The 23,980-nt window shown below is 56.4% G+C and carries 22 protein-coding genes and 1 tRNA gene; 12 read left to right on the forward strand and 11 right to left on the reverse strand.

The genetic code is table 11. From position 1 onward, the window contains the following. Nucleotides 1-49: 49 nt before the first annotated feature. Nucleotides 50-445 (reverse strand): thermonuclease family protein, encoded by a 396-nt coding sequence (locus tag GRI36_RS03775; RefSeq protein WP_328598344.1) that lies wholly within the window; start codon nt 443-445, stop codon nt 50-52. A 286-nt stretch (nt 446-731) separates the two neighbouring features. Here GRI36_RS03775 and argB point away from each other — a divergent pair, with 286 nt between their 5' ends. From argB to GRI36_RS03800, 5 genes are all read left to right on the forward strand, one after another. After that, nucleotides 732-1,631 (forward strand): acetylglutamate kinase, encoded by a 900-nt coding sequence (gene argB, locus GRI36_RS03780; RefSeq protein ID WP_160597258.1) that lies wholly within the window; start codon nt 732-734, stop codon nt 1,629-1,631. A gap of 108 nt (nt 1,632-1,739) precedes the next feature. Then, on the forward strand, nt 1,740-1,994 hold the full coding sequence (locus tag GRI36_RS03785) for a YggT family protein (protein WP_235902155.1): 255 nt from the start codon (nt 1,740-1,742) through the stop codon (nt 1,992-1,994). Continuing rightward, nucleotides 1,991-2,884, forward strand: coding sequence for a bifunctional methylenetetrahydrofolate dehydrogenase/methenyltetrahydrofolate cyclohydrolase FolD (gene folD, locus GRI36_RS03790; RefSeq protein ID WP_160597260.1), 894 nt, complete (start codon nt 1,991-1,993; stop codon nt 2,882-2,884). Before GRI36_RS03785 ends, folD begins: the two co-directional genes overlap by 4 nt. A gap of 59 nt (nt 2,885-2,943) precedes the next feature. Continuing rightward, nucleotides 2,944-3,723 carry a hypothetical protein gene (locus GRI36_RS03795; RefSeq protein ID WP_160597261.1) on the forward strand — a complete coding sequence of 260 codons (780 nt, stop codon included), beginning with the start codon at nt 2,944-2,946 and terminating at the stop codon, nt 3,721-3,723. 9 nt (nt 3,724-3,732) lie between these two features. Beyond that, nucleotides 3,733-4,359 carry a MarC family protein gene (locus GRI36_RS03800; protein ID WP_160597262.1) on the forward strand — a complete coding sequence of 209 codons (627 nt, stop codon included), beginning with the start codon at nt 3,733-3,735 and terminating at the stop codon, nt 4,357-4,359. Here the strand turns inward: GRI36_RS03800 and GRI36_RS03805 are convergent, their stop codons facing one another. Then, nucleotides 4,360-4,971 (reverse strand): LON peptidase substrate-binding domain-containing protein, encoded by a 612-nt coding sequence (locus tag GRI36_RS03805; RefSeq protein WP_160597263.1) that lies wholly within the window; start codon nt 4,969-4,971, stop codon nt 4,360-4,362. 4 nt (nt 4,972-4,975) lie between these two features. Continuing rightward, nucleotides 4,976-5,902: a tetratricopeptide repeat protein gene (locus GRI36_RS03810; protein WP_160599033.1), complete on the reverse strand. Its 927-nt coding sequence runs from the start codon at nt 5,900-5,902 to the stop codon at nt 4,976-4,978. Nucleotides 5,903-6,118: 216 nt separating this feature from the next. On the opposite strand from GRI36_RS03810, the gene GRI36_RS03815 reads away from it, so the two are divergent. From GRI36_RS03815 to GRI36_RS03825, 3 genes are all read left to right on the forward strand, one after another. Then, nucleotides 6,119-6,193: transfer RNA gene (locus GRI36_RS03815), tRNA-Gly, on the forward strand. A gap of 214 nt (nt 6,194-6,407) precedes the next feature. Further along, entirely contained in the window at nt 6,408-7,154 is a 747-nt protein-coding gene (locus tag GRI36_RS03820) for a carbonic anhydrase (RefSeq protein WP_160597264.1), read from the forward strand. A gap of 233 nt (nt 7,155-7,387) precedes the next feature. Next, a complete protein-coding gene (locus GRI36_RS03825) occupies nt 7,388-9,592 on the forward strand; it encodes a TonB-dependent receptor (protein WP_235902156.1) in 2,205 nt (734 codons plus the stop codon). A gap of 25 nt (nt 9,593-9,617) precedes the next feature. Here GRI36_RS03825 and GRI36_RS03830 read toward each other — a convergent pair whose 3' ends face one another. From GRI36_RS03830 to putA, 4 genes are all read right to left on the reverse strand, one after another. After that, entirely contained in the window at nt 9,618-10,799 is a 1,182-nt protein-coding gene (locus tag GRI36_RS03830; protein ID WP_160597265.1) for a saccharopine dehydrogenase family protein, read from the reverse strand. Nucleotides 10,800-10,910: 111 nt separating this feature from the next. Further along, entirely contained in the window at nt 10,911-11,465 is a 555-nt protein-coding gene (dcd, locus tag GRI36_RS03835) for a dCTP deaminase (protein ID WP_160597266.1), read from the reverse strand. Between the two features lie 72 nt (nt 11,466-11,537). Next, nucleotides 11,538-12,068 carry a hypothetical protein gene (locus GRI36_RS03840; RefSeq protein ID WP_160597267.1) on the reverse strand — a complete coding sequence of 177 codons (531 nt, stop codon included), beginning with the start codon at nt 12,066-12,068 and terminating at the stop codon, nt 11,538-11,540. 61 nt (nt 12,069-12,129) lie between these two features. Continuing rightward, nucleotides 12,130-15,264, reverse strand: a complete 3,135-nt coding sequence (putA, locus tag GRI36_RS03845) for a bifunctional proline dehydrogenase/L-glutamate gamma-semialdehyde dehydrogenase PutA (RefSeq protein ID WP_160597268.1) — start codon at nt 15,262-15,264, stop codon at nt 12,130-12,132. A 116-nt stretch (nt 15,265-15,380) separates the two neighbouring features. On the opposite strand from putA, the gene GRI36_RS03850 reads away from it, so the two are divergent. The 4 genes from GRI36_RS03850 (at nt 15,381) to GRI36_RS03865 (ending at nt 19,620) form a co-directional block, all read left to right on the forward strand. Then, nucleotides 15,381-15,833 (forward strand): MaoC family dehydratase, encoded by a 453-nt coding sequence (locus GRI36_RS03850; RefSeq protein ID WP_160599035.1) that lies wholly within the window; start codon nt 15,381-15,383, stop codon nt 15,831-15,833. A 75-nt stretch (nt 15,834-15,908) separates the two neighbouring features. Further along, a complete protein-coding gene (locus GRI36_RS03855) occupies nt 15,909-17,840 on the forward strand; it encodes a DUF3604 domain-containing protein (protein ID WP_160597269.1) in 1,932 nt (643 codons plus the stop codon). Further along, the gene (locus GRI36_RS03860; RefSeq protein WP_160597270.1) at nt 17,837-18,646 is read left to right on the forward strand and encodes a peptidyl-prolyl cis-trans isomerase; all 810 of its coding nucleotides are present in this window, start codon (nt 17,837-17,839) and stop codon (nt 18,644-18,646) included. Before GRI36_RS03855 ends, GRI36_RS03860 begins: the two co-directional genes overlap by 4 nt. Beyond that, on the forward strand, nt 18,643-19,620 hold the full coding sequence (locus GRI36_RS03865) for a HupE/UreJ family protein (protein WP_160597271.1): 978 nt from the start codon (nt 18,643-18,645) through the stop codon (nt 19,618-19,620). The genes GRI36_RS03860 and GRI36_RS03865 overlap by 4 nt, the downstream gene beginning before the upstream one ends. A gap of 12 nt (nt 19,621-19,632) precedes the next feature. Here GRI36_RS03865 and GRI36_RS03870 read toward each other — a convergent pair whose 3' ends face one another. The 4 genes from GRI36_RS03870 to GRI36_RS03885 are packed head-to-tail and all read right to left on the reverse strand — an operon-like array spanning nt 19,633 to nt 23,913. Continuing rightward, nucleotides 19,633-21,054, reverse strand: coding sequence for an efflux transporter outer membrane subunit (locus GRI36_RS03870; RefSeq protein WP_160597272.1), 1,422 nt, complete (start codon nt 21,052-21,054; stop codon nt 19,633-19,635). Further along, on the reverse strand, nt 21,051-22,061 hold the full coding sequence (locus tag GRI36_RS03875) for an efflux RND transporter periplasmic adaptor subunit (RefSeq protein WP_160597273.1): 1,011 nt from the start codon (nt 22,059-22,061) through the stop codon (nt 21,051-21,053). The genes GRI36_RS03870 and GRI36_RS03875 overlap by 4 nt, the downstream gene beginning before the upstream one ends. Before the next feature lie 14 nt (nt 22,062-22,075). After that, nucleotides 22,076-22,804 carry an ABC transporter ATP-binding protein gene (locus tag GRI36_RS03880; protein ID WP_160597274.1) on the reverse strand — a complete coding sequence of 243 codons (729 nt, stop codon included), beginning with the start codon at nt 22,802-22,804 and terminating at the stop codon, nt 22,076-22,078. Continuing rightward, complete coding sequence (locus GRI36_RS03885) at nt 22,801-23,913, reverse strand: ABC transporter permease (protein WP_202392112.1); 1,113 nt, start codon at nt 23,911-23,913, stop codon at nt 22,801-22,803. Before GRI36_RS03885 ends, GRI36_RS03880 begins: the two co-directional genes overlap by 4 nt. Between the last annotated feature and the right edge of the window lie 67 nt (nt 23,914-23,980).

Consider the following 23,980-nt stretch of genomic DNA (forward strand, 5'->3'; position numbering starts at 1 on the left):
TCCTCCCTCCCAGATTGCGGGCGAAGCAGGAAGGGCCGTGCCGCTGTCATCAACACCAGTCGATGCGCTCGCCATTCCATTCTTCTGCCAGGCCCTCATCTACCAGAACCGCGCCGAGCGACTTTCCGTCTCTGCTGAGTATCCGCAATTTGCGCCCGTATTTGTCCTCATCCCTGTCCGCGGTTTCTACGCTGAATGGCCCTTCATTGAGCAAGCTTGCCAATTTGCGTGTTGCTTCCATGCCCAATCGCGATTCGTTCTGACAATCGTAATTAGACACTTCAGGAGTGTTGATATCGGCGATCCTGATCTTGGTTCCATAAAGCCAGATCGTGTCGCCATCGACCACGCACGTAGAACGCGGTCCGGCTCCACAGATGCCGAATTTGGCATTGATTGTGTCGGAGTGAGTGACGGTTGTTATCACGCTTCGCGAGCTGTCCACATCAGCGGCTTGGCTCCTCGGCGCACTATCCCACAGGAATACGGCCGTAAACACAGCCAGACAGCAGCCCGAAACCAGCATGGGGAAACCGAAAGCGCCCCCTGATAGCGGGCGCGATGCTCGCCGAAACGGTCTGATATTCGAAGTGCTTGAAGAACGCGGTCGCATTGCCGGAAGTTACAGTACAATGCTGACCAATGATTTAAGAGTAACTACCTAGCGCTCCGGCTTCCCTACATGAGCGCGAACCGCTAAGCGCAAGCCATCAACGCATAAGGACCACGCGATGAGCGCGACCGACGACATCACCACGCTGAGCAAAGCCGAGACGCTGATCGAGGCGCTACCGTATTTTCAGCGTTATGCCGGGCGGACTTTTGTGGTGAAATATGGTGGTCATGCGATGGGTGACCCCAAGGCGGCGCGTGAGTTTGCCGAAGATATCGTGCTGCTGAAAGCAGTCGGGATCAATCCGGTTGTAGTCCATGGTGGCGGCCCGCAAATTGGCGCGATGCTGAAAAAACTGGGCGTAGAAAGCAAATTCGTGGACGGTTTGCGGGTGACCGACAAAGCAACTGCAGAAGTAGCCGAGATGGTCCTGTCGGGCGCGATTAATAAGGAATTGGTCGGCTGGATCGCCAAAGCCGGAGGAAAGGCGATTGGTATTTCGGGCAAGGATGGCGGCTTGGTCACCGCGATCAAGGTTCAGCGGACCACTCGCGATCCGGAGAGCAATATCGAGCAAGTGATCGATCTGGGCTTTGTCGGCGAACCTTCTCATGTCGACACGCATATTATCGACACCGCGGTGGCCGCCGGAATGATACCGATTATCGCCCCGATTGGCGCAGGTGAGGATGGCCACACTTACAATATTAACGCCGACACTATGGCCGGGTCGATTGCCGCAGCACTTGGCGCTGCGCGGTTATTCTTGTTGACCGATGTTGCCGGGGTGCTGGGCAAGGATGGCGCTTTGCTGACCGATTTGAAGCCATCTGATGTCGCAAAATTGCGCGACGATGGAACAATCAGCGGCGGGATGATCCCCAAGCTGGAAACCTGTGTTCATGCAGTGGAGGGCGGCTGCGACGCAGCAGTTGTGCTCGACGGGCGCGTCCCGCATGCAATGTTGCTGGAATTTTTCACATCAACCGGCGCAGGAACATTGATAAGCGCAGGTTAAGCTGTATTAGTATATTGATACACCTATGCATCTCGCATGGCGACAGAATTTAAGCACTGAATTTATGAAAGACATAACAGAATGATTGCGTTTTTACAGATTTTGGGAATGTTGATTAATGCATTTGTGATGCTGATCATTATCCAATTTATCATTGGGATGCTGTTTGCCTTCAACGTGATCGATGGGTCAAACCAGTTTTTGCGGCAGGTTTATGAATCGATAAATTCGCTGCTTGATCCGGTGCTAGCGCCGATCAGGCGGATATTGCCGCAAACCGGCGCTCTGGATTTCTCGCCTTTGGTCCTGATTCTCGGGCTCAATGCAATTATGATTATTCTTGGGAATATCGTGACTCCATGACTGCTACGAGAATAGACGGCAAAGCCTTCGCTGAAAAACTGCGCGAACGGGTAGGCGTAATCGCTGCGGATTTTGCAGCTGTAGCAGGCCGGAAAGCCGGCTTGGCGGTGGTGCTGGTCGGAGAAGACCCCGCGAGCAATGTCTATGTCCGCAGTAAAGGTAAGGCGACGGTCGCGGCCAATATGAACAGCTTCGAGCATCGTCTGCCAGATGACACCGCCGAAGCCGAATTGCTCGCTTTGGTCGAGCAGCTTAATAATGATCCGGCAGTCGACGGCATCTTGGTCCAGCTGCCCCTGCCTAGCCATCTGGACGAACAATCTATCATCGGCTCGATCAGTCCCGACAAGGATGTTGACGGGTTTCACGTTATAAATGCGGGCCGACTTTCCGTCGGCCAGAACGGCTTCGTGCCTTGCACACCGCTCGGTTGCATTATGTTGCTGACAGACCGGCTGGGAGATTTGTCGGGTTTGGAGGCGGTGGTCATCGGGCGATCCAACATTGTTGGCAAGCCGATGGCACAATTGCTGCTCGATGCGAATGCGACGGTAACCATCGCGCACAGCCGAACCAAAGATCTGCCCGCCGTGGTGCGTCGTGCCGATATTGTCGTGGCGGCGGTTGGCCGGCCAGAAATGGTCAAGGCAGACTGGCTCAAGGATGGTGCAACCGTAATCGATGTTGGCATCAATCGCCTGCCGCCAGCGGATGGCGAGACAAAGGGCCGCTTAGTCGGCGACGTCGCATTTGGAGAAGCAAGCGAAGTCGCCGCTGCGATCACCCCGGTTCCAGGTGGCGTAGGGCCGATGACCATCGCTGTGCTGTTGCGCAATACGCTGGTCGCCGCCTACCGCAACGCCGGCATGGACGTTCCAGAGGGACTATAGCTCTCGCTCTCATTATGAAGCGCTTCGACAAGAGAGGCGCTACCGGATAAGGGGCAATCATGTTAAAATTATTTGCGGCAATTGCTGTCTCTTCGCTCCTTCTCTCGGCTTGCGTAGGTGGTCCGTCCAGAATGCCGCGCGACCGGATAGAACGCGCCTTGGTAGGCGCTCCGGGCCTGGCACAACCGAGTAGAGTGGTGGCGACAGAGCTAGAATTTGCGAGGGCGGCGAAGACAGACGGCCTGGCGAGCGCTTCGTTGGATTTTGCGGGACCGAATGCGGTTCTTCATGGCCGCAATGGCCCCGTTCCCGCCCGCCTTGCTTTGGCAGCAAGCGGTACGGCAGGCGACGCAGGAACCGGCGCGGTTGATTGGTCTCCTCGCGCTGTGGTGATGAGCTGCGACGGGTCACTGGCGGTTAGTCAGGGACGTTTCAGGGAGCCTAGCGGCGTCGTCGGCAATTATGTGACCGTTTGGCAGCGGGTTAATGACACCGAGTATCGCTGGATATATGATGTGGCCGGACCCGATGTTCCGCAGCCTCCGCCCAGGAATCTATCTGATGCGCCGGAAGGTATTATCACGGTTGAAGCTTTGGATTCGGTTCAAGGATTTGTCGCGATATGCCCGCGCGCCGGGCAAGGCCTTACTCGCCCGCCTGAGGTAACGGCTATTGGCCAGCAGCCTAGGGGTGAAATTACTTCACGCGATGGAACCTTGCGCTGGCGGTGGGAGCACCGCGCTGACGGGACCAAGTATATCGCCGCCGATTATTTTACCGCTGCTGGATGGGAAACAGCGATTGAAGAGGGGCTTTCATCCCCGCTCGAAGACGACTAAGCGGCGAAAATGACCGAGCTCTTCATTTCTGCATTCATCACTTTGTTCGTGGTTATCGATCCGCCTGGCTGTGCGCCAATTTACGCCGGTTTGACCAAGGACGCGAGCACCGCCCAGCAGCGCAGCATGGCGATCCGCGCCTGCTTTATTGCGATGGTGATTTTGGTCGGCTTTGCCCTGTTCGGCGAACAATTGCTCGCTGCGCTGCATATCGAGCTCGACAGTTTCCGCATTGCTGGCGGCTTCATGTTGTTCTGGATTGCATTCGAAATGGTGTTCGAAAAACGCACCCAGCGCCGCGAAGAACGGGCGGAGAAAGTCACGGCTAACCCCGAACAGGCGGAAGATGTCTCGGTATTCCCGATGGCGATGCCTATGCTAGCGGGACCGGGCGCAATCGCGGCGGTCATGTTGCTGATGAACAATGCCCAAGGGACCGACCAAACGCTTGTGATCTTGGGCGCGCTTGCTTCGGTGTTGCTGATTACAATGGCTGCTTTAATCGCGGCTGGTCCACTGATCCGCTTGCTTGGTGACAAGGTCGAAGCGGTCATTACCCGGCTGCTGGGCGTGCTGCTCGCGGCGCTCGCCGCACAATATGTGATTGACGGGTTGAAGGGCAGTTTCGGGATCTAATTACTGCAGCGTAACCCGGTCATTATCGCCATCACGCTTGCCGAAAAACTGCATGAGTTGAACCAGCAACTCGCAGCGTTCGTTCAGCGTATTGGCTTCGAGCAAGGCTTGCTTGGCAGCTGAATCGAACGGAGCAATTTGCGAAACGCCATCGATTAGCGACACATCATCGAGGCTGGTCACCGAAGTCCAGTCGACGCTGTAGCCCTGCGCATCGGCAAACCGCCTTGCTTCGCGTTCAAAGCTGGCGCGTTCGATGCTGCTGAGAAATTCATTTTCGGGCTCGTCAATCAATTGTCCCTCGACTTGGCGAAACGGGGTAGTGACATCGAGCTCCTTGATGATGCGGAACCTGCTTTCGCCCTCAAGAACGAGGTTATAGCGCCCGTCTTCCAGGGCCTCGAAATCGCTTATCCGGCCAACACAGCCGACATTGTACAGCGGCGCACCTTCAATCGGGCGTTGCGGCTGGATCATCGCAATCCGCCGGTCCCGCGCCAACGCATCGCTCACCAACGCGCGGTAACGCGGCTCGAATAAATGCAGCGGCATTTGCAACCCGGGAAACAGGATTGCGCCAGTGAGCGGAAATATCGAAAGTCGCTGGCCCATGCGCTTAGCTGAACAGGATTTTCGACAGGCTGCGACGGGTGGTGACGACCCATGGATCCTCGAGGCCTGTCGCCTCAAAGATTTGCAGCAATTTGGTGCGTGCCGCGCCTTCGTTCCACGCACGATCTGCCTCAACCATTGCCAGCAGGACATTGGCGGCTTCATCGCGTTCACCAGCGGCGAACGCAGCCTCGGCGAATGCCAATTGCTTTTCCATATCAGCTGGGTTCGAAGAAGCTGCTTCGCGCAATGCCTGCAACTCGCTTGCATCCACCCGTGTTCCAGCCAGTTCAAGCGCGGTCAGAGCCTGCTGAACCGAAGGGTCATCCTTAATCGCCGGTTCGAGCGCATCCGCAATGTTTCGCGCCTCCTCTGTCCGTCCGCCAGCAACCAACGCACGGATCAAGCCCGCATGGGCGGGAATGTTATCGGGAGCCATCTGGATTACCTGCATGAACACACCCGCAGCGCGTTCATGATCACCCTTTGTCAGCACCTGTTCCGCCATCTCGACAAACTGTCCAACATCTTGCTGTGGCTGACCGGCTCCACTATTCACCGCGCCATCGGCAGCGCCATCAAGCGGCAGCTTTTCCAGCAATTCGTCGAGCATCTGCTTCATCTGCGATTCGCTGCGCGCTGACGTCAAATCTGCGACTGGCTGGCCTTGGAACATCGCATAGACTGTCGGGATTGACTGGACCTGGAACTGGCCGGCGATGAATTTTTCTTCATCGACATTTATCTTCGCCAGCACCACGCCCTTGTCGGCGTATTCTGCTGCCACTTTCTCAAGCATGGGGGTGAGCGCCTTGCACGGGCCGCACCATTCCGCCCAGAAATCGAGAATCACCAATTTGGTCATCGACGGATCGACTACTTCGGCGCGGAACTTCTCAACTGCCTTCTGTTCTTCGATATTCAGCCCCATGCTTGCCACAATGTAATCCTTCTAAGCCCTAAAAGTGTTCGCTCTATGTGGGGCTTTTACCCGATATGTGAAGGGCGAAACAGGGTGGGCAGTGATTCATCTGTCTTCCTCCGACCTTTGTCCCACTTTCCGCTTGCCGCCTTTGAAAACCACTGCTAACTGCCCGCTTCCCCACCGAAACAACGGTGATTCACCAGTTTCGGGGACGTCTAGTGAGCGGGCGTAGCTCAGGGGTAGAGCACAACCTTGCCAAGGTTGGGGTCGGGCGTTCGAATCGCCTCGCCCGCTCCATTTCTTCGATTTATCGTAAGTCAGAGCCTGCCCCATTGCGGGGAGGCTTTGTGCTGCGTCGCCCCCATTTAATTGCCCATACGCTCGTCTTTGCCATCGAATTGCGATTGCTGGCTCACCATAGACAAAACCTATCAAAAGTGGCTGTAACTTTCACTGAAACGAATCTCTGCTCGCCTCGTTTTGTCGGTAATATCCAACAAAGAGGACTATCATGAAGAATTTTGTAAAATTTGGTGTTGCTGCGGCTGCGACTGTTTCTCTTGCAGGAACTGCGCTGGCAACTGACTGGAGCTATGAAGGCGCGACGGGCCCGGAAAATTGGGGATCGCTTGATCCGGCCTTTGAAAAATGTTCAAGCGGACTGATGCAATCGCCGATTGATTTGGCTGAGGCTAACGCTCGCGCCGATGTTTCCGTGTTCACCGATTACCAACCTGGCCCACTGACTATTCTCAACAATGGCCACACAGTGGAAGCAAGATTCGCTGAAGGGTCAAAGCTGACCAGCGGAACAATGCAGTTCAATCTGCTTCAGGTCCATTTCCATACACCATCCGAAGAAGTCATGCACGGCCAGCAATACCCGATGGTTGCGCATTTCGTGCACGCTGATGCCACAGGAAAGCTGGCGGTGCTTGGCGTCCTGTTTGAAATAGGCGATGCCAATGCCGAGTTGGCCAAAATTATCGAAGCGGCGCCGGCAACCAAAGCCGATCCGCGTGCAGTAAGCGATGTCACACTTGATCCCAATGGCATGTTGCCGGATGATCTCGATGTTTTCCGCTTTCAAGGATCGCTTACCACACCGCCTTGTAGTGAAGGTGTTAATTGGCATGTCGCCAAGGACACGGTGACGATGAGCGAAGATCAGCTGCGCTCACTTGGCGGGATCATGGGTAATAACGCTCGCCCGGTGCAAGATTTGAACGGCCGTTTGCTGGTCGCTCCAGCGGGCTAAGTCGCCAGATAGAATTTGCAATTCTTGTATAGGGTAAAATGAACAGGAGCGCAGCTTTGGCTGCGCTCCTGTCTTAATGCTCCCTAGCGAAGCGGCAGTTCGCGGCTCCGCAAATTATGGATGATTATTGCAGTTCGGCGGATGATTTGCGCTGTCTGTCGCAATCCCCTGTTGCAACTCAGCCAGAGTAAGTTATTGGCACGTTACGTTGTAACATACAGAAAGTCTTTTCCTTGCCCCGTAACAAAGTTCGAAACCTGCTTGGTGTGTCGCTTGTTCCTCTGGTTGGGCTTTGCTTTGCACATCCTGCGCTGGCACAAGATCAATCGCAGGCTGAGCCAGAATCCAAAGCCGTCTCCGATGAACGGCTTGATGATGATTACCACGACCGGCGTGTGAACGCCGCCGGAGAAATCATTGTCAGGGCGGTGGGCTTGACCCAACTTGACGTCCTTGCAGGGACTTCAGTGGTTGAGGGACTAGAGCTCCAACGCAATCAGGACGGCCAAATCGGAGAAGTTCTGGCAAAACTGCCGGGCGTATCGGCTACCAGCTTTTCGCCGGGTGCTTCGCGTCCGGTTCTGCGCGGATTTTCGGGTGAACGCGTCAAGGTGCTAGTGGACGGTATCGGTGCAATCGATGTCTCCAACACCTCGGCAGACCATGCGGTTTCGATCAACCCGCTAACCGCCGAATCGATAGAAGTCCTGCGCGGGCCGGCCGTGATGCTTTACGGTAGTCAGGCAATCGGCGGTGCCGTTAACATCATCGACCGGCGAATTCCGCGCCGTGTGCCGCAAGAGCCTGTCCATGTGGATGCCTCAATTGCTGCTAATAGCGCCGCCAATTTGTATGAAGGCGGGCTGTCGGTCGACGTCCCAATCGGCAAGAATTTCGTCATCCACGCAAACGGAGCTTATCGCCAAACAGGTGATCTGACGGTGCCCGGTTTCGTGATTGCACCCGGCCTTCGCGCGGAGCTTTTGGAAGACGCGGCGGCGGAGCAATTGGAGGGTGAATTCGAAGAGGCGGATGAATTGCGCGAGACAGCCGCTCAGCGCGGGACTTTGCGCAACAGCGCGACCGAAACGTGGAGCGCCGATGTTGGATTGGCTTTCTTCAAAGGTGAAAGCAGCCTCGGTTTTTCGGTTGGCGTTTATGACACCAGCTATGGCATCCCGACTAGCCCTGGTGCGGGACATCATGGCGAAGAAGAGGCCGATGCGCCGGCTTTTGGTGCGCCAGAATTTGGCGCAGAGGAAGAAAATGAAAACGTAACGATTGGTCTGCGCCAGGTTCGCGCTGATTTGCGCGGTGACCTAGATTTGGGTGATGGCTTTTTCAATGCGCTGCACACACGGGTTGGATTCAGCGATTACACCCACACGGAATTTGAAGGCGCCGAGGTCGGCACAGTGTTCGATGTTTCGGGCTTGGAGGCTCGCGCGGTTATAGAACAGAACCGAAAAGGCACATGGAATGGGTCTATCGGCACGCAGTATTATTTCCGCGATTTCCGCGCTGAAGGTGCAGAGGCCTATGTACCGCCGAACCGTACCGATCAGTTCGCTATTTTTACATTGCAGGAGGTAGAAACCGGCCCGGTTCAGTTGGAAATGGCGGCGCGATATGAAGCGACCAAGGTGGGCGCACAGGATTTGGGTGTCGAGCGTGATTTTGGAACTGTGTCTGGCGCGCTTTCGATTGCCCATGAAACGCAAGACGGGCTTCGTTTCGGCGTCACCGGATCGCGCGCAGAACGTGCGCCAAGCGCCGAAGAATTATTCTCGAATGGGCCGCATATTGCGACACAGGCATTTGAAGTCGGGGACCCATTTTTGAGCACCGAGACTGCGTGGGGTGTCGAAGCGTTCGTGCGGGGCCGCGTGGGTCTTGCCAGCGTCAATGTGGCGGTGTTCCAAAGCTGGTTTAGCGATTACATTTTTCTGAGCGAAACCGGCCGCGAGGAAGATGATTTGCCGGTGTTTGAATATCTGCAGGGCGATGTCGACTATTTCGGGGTCGAGGGCGAGATTTCCCTGCCTTTGATCGAGAATGGTCCGGTCCGCCTGACCGCTGATCTGCGCGGTGATTACATCAATGCGAAACTTTCAAACGGTAATGCTTTGCCAAGGATTCCGCCATTGAGCTTGCTTGGCGCGCTCGAGGCCGCAACTGGAGATTTCGACAGTCGTGTCGAAGTCCAATGGTTTGATAGCCAGAAATCCGTAGCTCCATTTGAAACCCAAACCGATGGATTTACGTTCGTGAATGCATCGATTGCGTGGAGACCTCTACGCGATAATGGCACTGTCGCGATTGTCTTGCAGGCGGACAATATCCTGAACGCGACCGGGCGGCGTCACGCCAGTTTCACTAAAGACTTTGTCCCGCTATCCGGCCGAAACTTCAAAGTGAGCGTGCGGACCAGCTTCTAAGCGGTCCGCACGCTGCACCGACTATTCAGTCTTCAACCGCAAAGCTGATTTCTGCATTGTCCTGAAGGCGTTTGACCAGGCTTTCACCGAGGAATGAACCTGGCGTTCCGATTCCGCCATCGGCGTCGCAGCTGAGCAATGCAATGGCGGTTTCAGCGATCATTCGGCTGGTCGAGCCATATCCTGGATCATATTTGCCAATTACGCCGTATTTAATCTTCTCACCGTCAGCGGTTTCACCAAGAAACACGACATCATAGAAACCGTTCTCGCGTTCTTCCTTGGTCGGACCTTCGCCCGGTGCTGGCGGTTTGCTTCCGAAAGGATTTTTGGCCATGTCGGAGATTGCCTTGGCGGCTTTCTCACCCATTTCGCCAGCGCTGGTGAGCATCATTTCATCATATTTGAAATCTTCGCCATAGGGGTGGCCGAGCAGGAAATTGGTGCGGTGGACGTTCTTGGTGTTGATTACCGCCATCACGAATGGCGCAGCCCATTTACCCAAATCCTTGTCATATTCGGGTATTAAACCAGACGGCTGGCTTGGCCCTTTAAAACCGGGGGTCAGCCCGAACGGGCTTTGCAGCACACCGATAAGCTTAGGGTTCTTTGCCACCGCTTTCATGGTTTCTTTCATGCTGGCGACGGTGCCGCCTGACGGGCCGCCTTGCATCGCGCGAACGCGGCCTTTGACGCTGGTGGCTGGCTTGCCGAACCGCGCTTTGGATTCTTTTTGCAGCATCATCACGCCCAGATCGAACGGGATCGAATCAAAGCCGGAGGAGAAACAGATGCGCGCGCCAGACGCTTTGGCAAGGTCATTATGCTTTTCGATCATCTGCGACATCCAAGTGGGTTCACCGCACAGATCGGTGTAGTCGGTGCCTTCGCGAGCGCAGGCTTCGACCAATTCATTGCCGTAAAGCTGGTATGGGCCAACCGTGGTCAGCACGACTTTGGTCCGCTTGCACATTGCGGTCAGGCTGTCCGGGTCAGACGCATCGGCGACGATCAAAGGGGTGTCTTTCGGTGCGCCTATCAGATCCCGCACATCCTCCAGTTTTGACTGGTTGCGGCCAGCCATTGCCCATTTGGGCGCATCGGCATGGCCGGCGTAATGGGTGGTTAGATATTCAGCGACAAGCCGCCCAGTATATCCGGTGGCGCCATAAACAACGATATCAAATTCGCGGGCTTCTTTGGTCATCAAACTCTCCTTATCTGCGCCTTGAATGGGCGCAGATGGGTGCAGAGTCAAAGACGTAGCGGCAATGGGGCTTCGGATCGGAACGAATAACGTTCGCTGCCCCGAATTGCCTCACAATTTAGGCAGAGTGACGCCCTTTTGGCCCATATATTTGCCGGCCCTGTCAGCATACGTGACTTCGGGGCGTTCGTTGCCTTTCAGGAACAGGAACTGACAGGCACCCTCATTGGCATAGATTTTTGCCGGGAGCGGTGTCGTATTGGAAAATTCCAGCGTCACATGGCCTTCCCAGCCCGGTTCCAGTGGTGTCACATTCACAATGATCCCGCAACGCGCATAGGTGCTCTTGCCGAGGCAGATTACCAGCACGTCTTCCGGAATACGGAAATATTCGACCGTCCGCGCTAGCGCGAAGGAGTTCGGCGGGATGATGCAGACATCCGTTTCGCGGTTGACAAAATTCTTCGGGTTGAAGTCCTTGGGATCGACAATAGTCGAATCGACATTGGTGAAAATCTTGAACTCGGGTGCGACCCGTGCATCATAGCCGAATGAACTGAGCCCGTAAGAAATGCAGCCGTCGCGGCGCTGTGCTTCGACAAAGGGCTCGATCATGCCCTTTTCCTGTGCCGCTGTTCTAATCCATTTATCGCTGAGAATCGCCATTTGAGTGTGATTCCCCAGAGTTACTGCCGGCACAAGCGTTCAGCGGTTCTTTTCCCCGTTGTTGCGCGAATACTACCTTATCCGGCTTGCGCCCAGATGAGGATTTTTCGCTGCAATATAATTCATCCATTTCTTGGGGCGGCGCAACATCTGCTGCGGGAAATCAACCGTGATACCGGCAATTTCCGCCATCGCGCCAACGAAATGGATGCAATTGCGCTTCTCCAGGTCGTAATATTTTCCCGGCGCATCACGCCAGGCGCGCATTGTGTCGCGCACCTTCGCCACTTGCTCATCAGTCAACGTCACGCTGAAATGGCGGTTGGTCTTTTTGATGTAGCTTGCTTCTTCCACCATGATGCCATGCTCCACCGGGCCTGACAGGATTGCAGTCGAGACCTTCTTCGCGGTGAAGCCATAATTCTCACTCACCTTCTCGCCCGTCCCGTCCAGTGTCCCTTCCAGGATCACAAAAGCGTGCGGATAGCGGCCAAAGAAAACCGAGCCATTGAAGCTATGGAAGCTTATTGTGACTTCGGCAGCAGCGGGCAATGACCAGAAAGATGCAATCAGGGCGGCAAAAATGACAAGCAGTTTACGCATGATGGCCTGTTAGCCGACAGAAGGGTGAACCTGCAATGAAATGTCTAACTCACGATTAGGGCTAGCTAGCGAGCAGACTCGCATTGCCGCCGGCCGCCGTGGTGTCGATGCACACCACCCGTTCGGTTGCAAAGCGTGTGACATAATGTGGGCCGCCCGCTTTGGGGCCAGTGCCGGATAGGCCTTCTCCGCCAAACGGCTGACTTTCCACCACCGCGCCGATCTGGTTGCGATTAACGTAGAAATTGCCCACTCTTGCGCGCGCCTCGACCAAGCGCCGCGTTGCTTCGATGCGGCTGTGGAGCCCGAGTGTCAGGCCAAATCCGGTGCTGTTGATATCGTCGATAACCTGTTCAATCTCTTCAGATCTGAATCGAGCGACATGGAGGACTGGCCCAAAATTCTCTCGCTTTAAATCAAGGATTGAATCGAGCTCGATAATCGTTGGCGCAACATAACACCCTGCGCCCGTTCCCTTGGGCATCTTGCGCCGCCAAACAGTGCGGCCCGCTTTCTTGCGGCGGGCAACATGGCGCTCCAGAGCAGCCTTTGCGTCAGGATCAATAACCGGCCCCACATCGGTTGCAAGCTTGACCGGATCGCCGATGTCCAGCGCTTCAAATGCACCGCGTATCATAGCTAGGGTTTCGTCGAAAATATCGTCTTGCAGATACAGCATCCGCAATGCCGAACAACGCTGACCTGCGCTTTGAAATGCGCTGGCTACCACATCGCGGGTGACCTGCTCGGGCAGGGCAGAGCTATCGACAATCATTGCGTTTTGCCCGCCAGTCTCTGCCACAAAGGTTGCAATCGGAGCATCCCGCGCCGCGAGCGTCCGGTTGATGGCGCGGGCGGTATCGGTCGAACCTGTGAAGGCGACGCCAGCCAGTCGGGGATCGGATGTGATAAGCTGCCCGACATCGCCTGCGCCTGGCAGCAATTGGAGCACTTCTTCAGGGATGCCAGCCTGGTGGCATAGGCGAATGGCCAGCGATGCGATCAGCGGGGTTTGTTCCGCCGGCTTTGCCACCACACTGTTGCCTGCAGCAAGCGCTGCGGCTGCCGGGCCGATGAAGATAGCCAATGGAAAATTCCAAGGGCTGATCGTTGCGAACACGCCTCGGCCAGCTAGGCTCAGGCGGTTCTCTTCTCCGGTGGGGCCGGGAAGCATGAAGGGCTCGCTGAATAAGCCTCGCGCCTCGCCGGCATAATAGCGCAGGAAGTCGACCGCTTCTCGCAACTCCAAAACTGCATCAGGTAAAGTCTTGCCCGCTTCACGTTGGCAAAGAGACAGAAACTCGTCCGAATGCTCTTCAAACAGGTCGGCAGCGGCTTCGAGTAGCAGCGCACGATTCTCACCGCCCAAGGCGTTCCAACCCGGTTGAATTTTTGCCGCAATGCCGATTGCCCGTTCGATTTCTTCGGGAAGGCTGTCGCGGCGGGTCCCGACTTCGCTGGTCAGATCGTGTGGTTTATTGATCGGAGCGATTTCCGCGCCATCTTCATGGGGATCGTCAGAGCAGAAAGTAGGTTCTGCATGCCAATGGACTGATTCAAGTTTAGCAAGCCGCGCCATCAAAGGTTCGCGGATCAGCGGATCGGCCAGATCGATCCCGGCGCTGTTGATCCGGTCAGGAAAAATGTCGGTTGGCAATGGAATTGATGGATTACGGATCGGCTCGAGCGCCTTCAAATCCGCAACTGGATCGGTAGCAAGTTCCGTAGCTGGCACCTCGGCATCCGCCATCCGGTTGACGAAGGAGGAATTCGCGCCGTTTTCCAGCAAGCGCCGAACCAGATAGGCTAGCAAGTCCTTATGCGTGCCAACCGGAGCATAAATACGGACCGACGTAGGCGAACTTCCCTCGCTTTTGGCTAGCTCTTCATAAATATCCTCGCCCATGCCGTGCAGACGTTGAAATTCAAACGGCTTGTCACCCGCCAAGGCTTTGACCGCGCCAATTGTGTAAGCATTATGAGTAGCGAATGCGGGATAAATAGCATCGCTGGCTTCCAGCAATTTGGCTGCGCAAGCGAGGTAAGAAATGTCTGTCGAGACTTTTCGCGTAAACACTGGATAATCGCTGAAGCCGCCAACTTGGCTCAGCTTAATCTCGGTGTCCCAATAGGCACCCTTTACCAGCCGGACCATGAAGCGGCGGTCATACCGGCGGGCCAGTTTTACCACCCATTCGCACAGCGGCTCGGCACGTTTTGCATAGGCCTGGATCGCTAGGCCGAAACCCTGCCAGCCTTCCGCAGTGCCATTAGCAAACACAGCGTCATCCGCCGCTAGCGCTTCGAGAATGTCCATCGACAGTTCCAGCCGTTCGGCCTCTTCCGCGTCGATAGTGAAATGGATGTCGGCATCACGGGCTTTGATTGCGAGATCGCGCAATATCGGCACGAGTGCGCTCTTCGCGGCATCGGCGTGGAGATAATCATATTTCGGATACAGCGCCGACAGTTTCACCGAGATTCCTGGCGATTTAGCGAAACCACCTTTTGCCTCTTTGACCAGACTGTCGATGGCGTGTTCGTAGGCAATGCGGTACCGTTCCGCATCGGCAAAGGTCATCGCCGCTTCGCCAAGCATGTCGAAACTGTGTGACAGCCCTTGCTTGCGTTCAGGCGCGGCGCGTTTGAGCGCTTCCCTGATCGTCCGTCCAAATACGAATTGTCCGCCAAGAATTCGCATCGCTTGCAATGTTGCTTTGCGGATCACCGGCTCACCCAGCTTGCCAACCGCGCGTTTCAACGTCGCACCCATGCCGCGCTGATGTTCCTCGGGTCGTTCCAGCACTTCGCCGGTTAGCATTAAGGAAAACGTCGCTGCATTAACGAAGGTGGATGAGCTTTCGCCCATATGCTCGCCCCAATCGATATCGCCTATTTTGTCGCGGATCAGCATGTCCGCGGTCGCAAAATCGGGAACGCGCAGCAGCGCTTCTGCCAGACACATCAGGGCGATACCCTCATCCGTATCAAGCCCGAATTGGTGCAGGAACGCATCGATGCCGCTGGCTTTGCGGCGGCGCGCGCCCTCGATCAAGCCGACTGCCATCTTTGCTGCCTGGTTATGCAGCGCAGTTACCGGCGCGGCTTGACGGACCCTCTCGGTGACACACGCAGCTTCCTCTTGCCGGTAAGCAAGTCGGAGTTTCGAACGGTCAAGCGGCTCGGGTCTAGTCATGGCGGTAGTCTCACAAAGGGAGCGGATTCTTGGCCGCGATTTGAACCCAGTTTCATTTGCAATCAAGAGGCTGTGTGGCACAGGAGTGGACACATGGCTGGATAAGGAAAAATATGATGGCAGGCCGGTATTTTGATGAGTGGAATTTAGCGGACCGGATTGAGCATGAAATCCGGCGGACGGTGACCGAAACGGACAATTTGCTGTTCACTACTATGACGCATAATCCGCAGCCGCTTCATCTTGACGCAGAGGCCGCCAAACAGTCTGAATTTGGCCAGATTTTGGTCAATGGGACTTTCACTTTCTCGCTGATGGTCGGGCTTTCGGTAGGCGATACAACGCTCGGTACGCTGGTCGCCAATCTGGGTTATGGCGATCTGGTTATGCCCAAGCCGGTATTCATCGGCGATACACTGCGTGCCAGCAGCGAAGTGACTGGGCTAAAAGAATCGCGTTCACGCCCAACTGCCGGGATCGTCACGTTCACCCATGAAATGCGTAATCAACGCGATGAAGTCGTGTGCCGTTGCACGCGTTCTGCATTGCTCAAGAAATCCTCCGCCTAGCTTGACCGTGCTGCCATTTCTGCCAACGTAATCATGAAAAGACCGCGCAGAAGCGCGGCGGGGAGAGTTATGCTAATGATTAAAAAGATTCTCGGTGTGATAGCCCTGCTCGCTGTTGTTGCAGTCGGGATATGGTGGCTTCTCCTGCGTGAGGATCCGGTCGCGAATGCACAAAAAGCGGCCAGTGCAGAAGCCGCAGTTGTTCTGACCCGATATCCGCAAGAAGTCCTGTGGGGCGACACCCACCTTCACACCGACAATTCGATCGATGCATTCGGCTTTGGCACGCGGCTGGGGCCAGAAGCAGCGCTTAAATTCGCGCGCGGAGATGAAGTTAAAGCGACAATGGGCATGAAAGCGCAATTGGCGCATCCGCTCGATTTTCTGGTTATCGCCGATCACAGTGACGGACTGGGGGCGACACGGCGTCTTTATGATGCTCCGCGCATGCTGATCCAGGATCCGACTTTGCGTAAGTGGCACGATATGATGCATGAATCGCCCGAGCAGTCGCAATTGGCGATTGCCGAACTGATCACTGCCGCAGCAGCTGGCACATTGCCCGCGGCGTTGCGTGATCCTGAAGCATCGGCGGAAAACACCCGCAACATTTGGAACGCGCATCTCGCCACGCTCGATAAATATTACGAGCCGGGCAAGTTCACTCCGATTGCCGGTTATGAATGGACGTTGATGCCTGATGGCAACAATTTGCACCGGGTCGTCATGTACCGCGATGGGTATGAGCGCACATCCAAGACGCTGCCTTTCCCCGGCATCGATGGCAAGCTTGACGCCCTATTCGACTATATGGATGCCTATGAGGAATCGACTGGCGGCAGGGTGCTAGCCATTCCGCATAATTCAAACCTGTCTAACGGCCTGATGTTCGAAATGACGCAGGCTGACGGTGGGCCAATGACGGCCGAATCCGCGCGCCGCCGTGCCCTGCGGGAACCTGTGATAGAAGCAACCCAGATTAAGGGTGACAGTGAAAGTCACCCGTTCCTATCTCCAAATGATGAATTCGCGGGTTTCGGTGATGTGGGCTGGGAACTCGGCAATTTGCCGCTAAGTGCAGGAAAAGATAATTCGATGTTCGCCGGTGAGTATCTGCGTGAGGCATTGAAGCGCGGCCTTTCAATCGAGCAGCAGACCGGCGCAAATCCCTATAAATTCGGGATGATCGGATCGACCGATAGCCACACCTCGCTCGCCACAGCAGACGAGGAAAATTTCTTCGGCAAGCATACCGGAAACGAGCCCCGCGAGGGCCGCGCCCTTGAATCGCAAAATCTTGGTACGCGGCTGGGCCGGTTTGGCTGGCATTATCTCGCCAGCGGCTATGCCGCCGTGTGGGCAAGAGGGAACACGCGGGCCGAGATTTTCGACGCGATGATGCGGCGAGAAGTTTACGCGACCACTGGCCCGCGAATGACCGTGCGGTTTTTCGGTGGATTTGATTTTGCGGGCATCGATTTCGCCAGCGACTGGGTGGAATCTGCCTATGCGGGTGGCGTGCCGATGGGCGGCGAGTTGACCGATAGTGGCTCCGCGCCGCAATTCATTGTGTCGGCGCTGAAGGACCCGGACGGCGCGCATCTTGACCGGGTGCAGATCGTGAAGGGCTGGGTTGATGCGAGCGGGGCCACGCGCGAAAAAGTGTTCGATGTCGTGTGGTCTGACGAGGATAAGCGGCGCGCAATTGGCGGAAAGATTCCGGGTGTTGGCGATACAGTCGACCGCTTAACAGCAACCTACACCAATGATATTGGCGCGGCTGAACTCCGGACCGTGTGGATAGATCCCGAATATCGCGAAGGTCAGAGCGCATTTTACTATGTTCGCGTACTGCAAATCCCGACTCCGCGCTGGCCTCTATATGATGCCGTAAAATTTGGCTTTGATTTGACGGAGGAGGCGCTGAAGGGATCGGTCGCGCAGGAACGCGCCTACACTTCGCCAATCTGGATTGGTCCGGCAGCAAAGGCGACGACCGGCGCATGACCTTCAAGAATTGGGCGCGCGAGCCGCTCGTCCACTTCCTGATTGCTGGCGCAATCCTGTTCGCGTTCTTTGCGTGGAAGGGAGAGCCCGCCGATCCGACGAGCCGCGAGATTACCGTCACGCGCGAGGATCAGGCGCGGTTAGCATTGGGCTGGGAGCAGACCATGAGCCGCTCGCCCACTGATGCTGAACTGGACAGTCTGATACAGACATGGCTGCGCGAAGAGGTTCTGTATCGGGAGGCCTTGCGGCTGGGGCTGGACCGCGACGATGCTGTGGTGCGCAAGCGATTGGCCAATAAGATGGACTTCCTCGCCACCAGCATTGCGGAGACTGCTAAGCCTTCTGACACGACGCTTGAAACTTGGTTGGCTGACAATCCGCAAAGATTTGCCCCCGATACCGATTACAGTTTCGACCAGCTCTATTTCTCAGAGAAAGATGCTGCAGAAGCCGCGTTGAGCCAGCTGCCTGAAATGACTGAATGGCAAGGCATGGGGGAGGTTATTTCCCTGCCTACTACGTCAAAAATGAGCGGGTCTGGCGAAATTGAGCGGCGGTTTGGCGTGATCTTCCTCGAACGGTTGATGGCGCTGCAACCAGATGGTGAGTGGGTAGGCCCCATCCCTTCGGGTTTTGGGTGGCATGTCGTCCGATTGCGGCAGCGCAATGCTGGCGAAGTGCCGCCGCTCGCCGATATTCGAGAGCGGGCCGAGAATGACTGGCGCGCGCAGACGCTGGAGACCCGGCGAGAAGATGCTTACCAATTGCTGCGCGATGCCTATCAAGTGACCATTGAGGAATGAAAGCTTGGCTTTGGATTTTGGCGCTGTTGCTGTGGCCATCATCCGCGCAGGCAGATGAATTGCGGCCCGGATATATCGATCTAACCCAGCAAAGCTCGCAGGAATGGCAGCTGGTGTGGAAGCAGACCTTCTCCGTACCGCCGACAACCATGCCCTCACCACCGGAAATCCCGATCCTTTGCAAATTTGCCGGCGAACCCGAAATTGGCACATCGGGCGCAGCGGTGATCGGCGCCGCTCAGCTAAGGTGTGAAGGGCCGCTGGGCGGCCAAACTATCGGGATGCCGGGGCTGATCGGGCAATCGGATATGCTGGTGCGAATCAAGCCGTTGGAGGAACCATCACAAGCGTTGCGACTAACCGGACGGGAACCGGTGGCCAAAATCGCCAGACAGCCAAGTACGCTTCAAGTCTTACGGACCTATTTCGTATTGGGTGTCGAGCATATTCTAGTGGGCTGGGACCATCTGCTGTTTGTCATTGCGCTGGTGCTACTGGTGCGAAAGCCGAAGGCGGTAATCCTGGCGGCTACGGCCTTCACCCTTTCACATTCGGTAACATTGGCCGCAGCAGCGCTCGGCTTTGTCGGATTGTCACAGCGTCCTGTTGAAGCGATGATCGCGCTTTCTATCATATTTTTAGCACTCGAAATACTCCGTCCGGCTGGTGAAAGCCCTTCGCTCGCACGCCGCCATCCAGGGGTGGTCGCGTTTCTCTTCGGCCTGCTTCACGGTTTTGGGTTTGCCGGTGCGCTGCATGCCATTGGATTGCCCGATGGCGAGATTATTCCGGCGCTGCTGGCGTTCAATATTGGAGTAGAGGCAGGGCAGTTGTTGGTTATTGGCGGACTGCTGGCGGCGCTCGCCGCTCTTGCCAGATTTGCGAAACCTTGGTCTGAGCAGGTGATCAGATTGGCGGCTTATGCGATCGGCATTACCGGCGCATATTGGATGATTGACCGGACCATTCTTTAATCCGCCAACTCTCTATTCGGGCAAACCAACATTATTACCACCAAGCGCTTGCCATAGTAACACTCGCGCCCGGCTGGCTCGTCCGCGAGACGCAGCGACCCGCTCGCCCGAGGCATCGGCGGCACGGCGGGCATCCAGAACTGTCAGGAAATTGGCTAAACCAGCACGAAATCGAACCTCGGCAAGCTGCGCTGCGCGGTTGGCGCTAGCATATTCGCGGGTTGCCGCTGCCAATTCACGATCGGCGGCGGCAACCAGTCCATAGGCCGCTTCGGTTTCACCCAAAGCCGCAAATACGCGTCCGCGATAGGATTGGAAGGCAATCCGCTTATCCGCCGCGGCACCGTCGATTTGTGCTTCGATACGCCCGAATTCCAGGAGCGGTGCAAGCAGTGAGCCGCCCACAGATCCGACGACTGCGTCATCATTAAACAAGTCCCCGAGGTCAAAGGTCAGCAGGCCCAAGGCGGCAGACAGGGTAAATTGCGGGAAGCGATTGGCGGCGGTGGCAGCGAGGTCAGAATCGCTTGCCGACAGCCTTGCCGAGGCAGCGATAATGTCAGGGCGGTTGTTAAGCAAATTCGACGGCAGGCTGGCTGGCGCGGCGGATAATCTTGTTTCAGGTGCATTGATGTCCAGAATCTCACGGACTCTGGAGGCTGGTTGGGCTGTTAATGTTATCAGCCGGCCTACAATGCGTGGACGTTCGTTAGCCAGCACGGCGAGGCGGCTTCGGCTTGCCTCGGCCGTGGTTTCGGCGCGCACCCGGTCGAAGCCCGGGGCGATACCTGCGCGCTCGCGAATATCAGCCAGCGCGACCAGCGATTCTGCCGCGACAAGATCTTCATTGAGCGCAGCCTCTCGCTCGCTGAGCGTGCGCCAGTCAATCACCGCTCCTGCTATTTCGGCAGTCAAAGACAAACGGACAGCCGAAACGTCGGCTGCGGCTGCTTCGGCGCGCTGGGCAGTTGAGCGTTCCTGCGCGCGCAACCGGCCAAACAGATCTGGGTCCCAAACCGCCGACAGGTTCGCGCCATAAGCGACGCGTTCGGTGTCAATTGAAATGCCTTGCGGCAGATTGGTGCCAAATTGGTTGGGGTTGGTGCGGGTCGCCTCTACAGATCCGCTACCGGTAATTTGCGGCATGCGACTGGCGGCCGCCGCGCCTCGCCCGGCTATCGCCCGATCGACTCGTGCAGCTGCTTCGAGCAGGCTCGGTGAATTGGCAAAGGCGGCGTTTGAAAGGCTGAGAAAGGCTCGGTCATCGCTCGGAAGCAAATCTGCCAATGCCGCCGCCTCTGAGCCAGTGGGTGCATAGGTGAAGCTTTGTGGGACCTCGGGAACCGGTGTGGCGATTTCTGGTGGCGGACCAGCTACGCACCCAACCAGCGCAAAGCTGATTGATGCCGAAAGGAGGAGGGCAGCGCGTTTCACTCTGCATCTACCTTCTTCATGCCCGATTTCGCGGGAATAAACGCGTCGATTTGCTGGCCGACGCGGAACAGGGCTTGCTGGCCCTCAACCGTCGCGGGCAATTCATACAATACCTGCAGAACGCGGACATCGACCCGCTCGGTGGCACTGTTGGTTAATGAAGTTTTGGGCACAACCAGCGGTTCGGCCCGAACGAATGCTGCCTTTACCTGGCTTTCCGCTGCACCGCGTGGAGAGACAAGCGCGGCGGCCCCCATATCGAGCCGGGTCGCTTCGGATTCGTCGATGTCGACCCGTACATAAAGCGGCCGTGTCTGTCCCATGCGGATGAACGGTGCACCGCCTCCGCCGCCTTGGTTCGAAACAAATTCGCCCGGGCGGATGTTCACCTCGAGAATTTCCCCCGACATCGGAGCGCGCACGGTTAAGCGGCTCAGTTCTGTCTGCGCGCTTCCAGCTGCGGCCTCTGCCGCTTGCAAGCGGGCACGAGCCAAGCTCAACCTGCTGCTCGCTGACGATGCGTCGCCCTCGGCGCGTATTACTTCGGATCGGCTTACGGCGGCTGAATCTTCCACACTGCGATACAGTGCCAATTGTTGTTGCGCGGTGGAAAGCGTGGTTTGCGCTTCTGCAATGGCGGCTCGAGCTTCACCAATGGCGGCCTGTGTTTCACTCAAGCGAGAGCGGATTGCGCGGTCATCTACGATGAATAGCGGTTGGCCCTTCTCGACATAATCGCCTGGCGTCACGCGAAGATCGGTTACCAGACCCGACAGGGCTGTGCCGATATCCACGATCTCGCTCGAAGGCTCAACTAGGCCCGAACCTGCCACCCGCGACGCATCAGCAAGGGTGCCTGTGGCGCGCGGTGGCTCTTTATCAGGCTCGGTCAATTCGCGGTCGGGCACGCCGCGCCAGATGAAGATTACTGCGAAGATTAGGCCGATGACAGCAATCACCGGCAATGCCTTGCGCGAAAAGCTGAAATTTTGAGGTAGCAATGCCATCGCGATATTCCGTTCTAATGGTCTTCAGGCATTTCGGTGCCGTCATGAATAATCCGGCCGTCCTCAAGCACGAGGATGCGGTCAGCGAGGTCAAAAATGCGGTTATCGTGGGTCACGATAATGACCGAGCGGTCCTCTGCGACACCCACCTCGCGCAGCAAGTCCATGACCCTGCGGCCCGATTTCGCATCAAGCGCAGCAGTCGGTTCGTCGCAAACGACAAGGCGCGGTTCGTGAACGAGCGCGCGGGCGATGGCCACCCGTTGCTGTTGCCCGCCAGAGAGCTGGTTTGGCAGCTTGTCAGCCTGATCAGCAATGTTGAGCTTTTCGAGCATCCTGATCGCCCGGTCGCGCGCTTCGTGCCGGTGCATCCCTTGTGCAATCAAAGGGACCGCCGCGTTGGATGCTGCGTCGATTGAGGGGATCAAATTATATTGTTGGAAGATAAAACCGATATTCTTCAACCGGAAATTGACCAATTCAGTATCCGACAGGCTGTAAATATCGGTCCCGAAGACTTCAACATCACCCTCGGTCGGCCACAAAATGCCGCACATTATCGAGATCATGGTGGTCTTCCCCGACCCTGATTCGCCGACCAGATAGGTCAGTTCGCCGGGGCAAACATCGAGATCGATGCCGTGCAGCACCCGAATAGTTTGCTGACCGGCGGTAAAGTCCCGCGTGACCCCGCGTGTGCGGATTGCCGGTTCGGCCGCTTGTTTTGGTTCGGTGGCACTCATCTGAACACCGCCGCCGGTTCGGTTTTCATCACGCCGCGCAGCGCGATCCACCCGGTGATTGCGATGATCAACACCATCGCAGCAAAGGAGATTAGCGGTATCTGCCAAGGGATATAGAACCCCTTGAACGTCGGATTGTTTGCAAAGGCTGAAATGAATCCGACCGTGCCCAGCACTCCGAGCGAATAGCCGATAATGCCGACCATTCCCGCCTGCACCGCAACCATTCCCGCTATCTTGCGATTTGTAACCCCGATTGCTTTAAGCGCCCCGAATTGCTTGATGTTGTCGCGGATGAACAGGCTGAAGGTCAGTCCGACAATCGCCACCCCGACGATAAAGCCGAGCACTACAGTGATCCCGAAATTGAACGGGATGCCAGTGTTTTCAATGATGAAATCGACCCCGTCACTGGCAAATTGATCGCGGGTACGCGCCTTCAACCCGGTCTGGGCCTCGATACGCTGGGTTAATTCGACCGGATCAACGCCGTCTGTTGCGCCAACCAGAACGAAGGTCAGCCGATTGCGGGTTCCGGGCACATATCGCAGCGCTTGGCTGTATTTGGTGTAAAGCACTACGGTGCTGGTAAAGCTGGGAATAGCATCTGCAATGCCGCGCACGACGGCGCGTTGGTCGTTAAGCTCGAGTCGTTGACCTACCGGATCTTGATTGGAAAACATCTTGGTTGCACCGACATCATCAATGATAACCGAGTCGGGCTGTGATAAAACCGATGTGTCGCCGTCAATCATTCCCTTCGGCAGGCCGATCAGCGTTGCATCATCGACACCAATGATTGCGACGCCTTCCAGATCTCCGTCCTTTGTGCGGACCGCGGCGTTTGCTCTAAGGTGCGGCACAGCCCAATCAACACCCGCCACACCGCGCACTTTGTCGAGTGCAGTCGAAGGCATCGCATAAGCAAGGTCGGTGGTCCGGCTGACGGGGTCCATCACCCAAATGTCGGCGTTTGATACGTTGTATGCGCCGCTCGCGCCGCGTTCGATCAGATTGACGAAAATCGTCAATTGCTGAGTAATAAGCAGAGTCGAGAACGCGATTCCAAACAGAAGTCCGTAGAACTTCTGCCTGTCACCCGTGAGCATGCGTATGGCAATCCAGAGCACTCGCGAACCTCGTTAAACCTTCAGGGCTTGCGTATTGGTAGCGCAT

The sequence above is a fragment of the Pontixanthobacter gangjinensis genome (assembly GCF_009827545.1).
In the GTDB taxonomy this organism is placed as follows: Bacteria; Pseudomonadota; Alphaproteobacteria; order Sphingomonadales; family Sphingomonadaceae; genus Pontixanthobacter; species Pontixanthobacter gangjinensis.